This window comes from Rhodoferax sp. ZS1R8, assembly GCF_056521325.1.
The window spans coordinates 1-1,317 of sequence record NZ_JBWMBA010000095.1 but is presented as its reverse complement, the minus strand read 5'-3'; the positions used below and the strand labels follow the sequence as shown (position 1 = coordinate 1,317).

The 1,317-nt window shown below is 63.0% G+C and carries 2 protein-coding genes; both read right to left on the bottom strand.

What is annotated here, in order from left to right; translation table 11 throughout:
• Nucleotides 1-458 (bottom strand): adenylate kinase (adk, locus tag AC097P_RS24085; protein WP_479612953.1); only part of this gene is annotated, 458 nt, incomplete at its 3' end.
• A 117-nt stretch (nt 459-575) separates the two neighbouring features.
• Nucleotides 576-1,316 carry a 3-deoxy-manno-octulosonate cytidylyltransferase gene (gene kdsB, locus AC097P_RS24080; protein ID WP_479612952.1) on the bottom strand — a complete coding sequence of 247 codons (741 nt, stop codon included), beginning with the start codon at nt 1,314-1,316 and terminating at the stop codon, nt 576-578.
• Nucleotide 1,317 lies beyond the last annotated feature (1 nt).

The following is a 1,317-nucleotide window of genomic DNA, read 5'->3' as shown; positions in this document are numbered from 1 at the left end:
AGCGGCTCGCCAGAGACGTCGTCCACACCGTCAACTTTTGGGGGGTTGAACTTGACGTGGTAGGTACGGCCCGACGCCGGGTGCGAGCGGCGTCCGCTCATGCGTTCCACGATGGCGTCAAAGGGGATGTCGATTTCCACCACGTAATCCAATGCCACACCGGCTGCCTTCATGGCGTCCGCTTGCGGAATGGTGCGGGGAAAACCGTCAAACAGGAAGCCGTTCGCGCAATCAGCCAGTGTCAAACGCTCCTTGACCAGGTTGATGATGAGATCGTCGCTGACCAGTCCACCCGAGGCCATGATGGCCTTGGCCTCCAGCCCCAGCGGGCTGCCCGCCTTGACGGCGGCACGCAGCATGTCTCCTGTGGAAATTTGTGGAATACCGTATTTTTGACAGATGAACGTGGCTTGAGTGCCTTTGCCTGCGCCTGGCGCGCCCAACAAAATAAGTCTCATGGATACCCTTGGATAGAACAAAAACCCTAGGCGCGGCAGGCGGCACCGTAGAGGCGCGCCTCGACACGCGGCTGCCTCCCGAGAATAGCATGGACCGCCGGTCGCCTGCCTTACGGATTACCCGCTGTTGGCAACGAATATGGCCCGTACCCGCTCCAGGTCTTCGGGTGTGTCCACACCCGGCCCTGGTGCATGCTGACTCACATGCACGGCGATGCGGTGGCCGTGCCACATGGCGCGCAATTGCTCCAGTGCCTCGGTAACTTCGATGGGGGCCTGCGGCAGTTGCGGGAACAGACGTAAAAATCCGACCCGGTAGGCGTAGATGCCAATGTGGCGCAGCGGCGCGGGCTGGGGCAGGGTCTGCACGCCCTGGGTAAAACCATCGCGCCACCAGGCAATGGGTGCGCGGCTGAAGTACAGAGCCAGGCCGGCAGCATCCAGCACTACCTTGACGACATTGGGGTTGGTGAAGTCGGCAACGCTGTCTATGGCATGTGCGGCGGTGCCCATGCTGGCCAGGGGCTGGGCTTGCAGTACACCGGCAACGGCCTGCACCAGGCTTGGGTCGATCAGGGGTTCATCGCCCTGCACATTCACAACAATCTCGTCCTCGCGCAACGCCAGTATGTCGCAGGCTTCGGCCAGGCGGTCGCTGCCGGAGGCATGGTCTTGGCGTGTCAGGATGGCTTCGATGCCGTGGTCCTGGCAGGCCTTGAGGATGGAAGGGTGGTCCGCTGCCACCACGATGTGCGCGCTGGCTGGCACGCCCGAGCGCACGCGCTGCGCAACGCGCACCACCATGGGTGCACCGCCAATGTCGGCCAGAGGCTTGTTCGGCAAACGGGTGGAGGCCAGC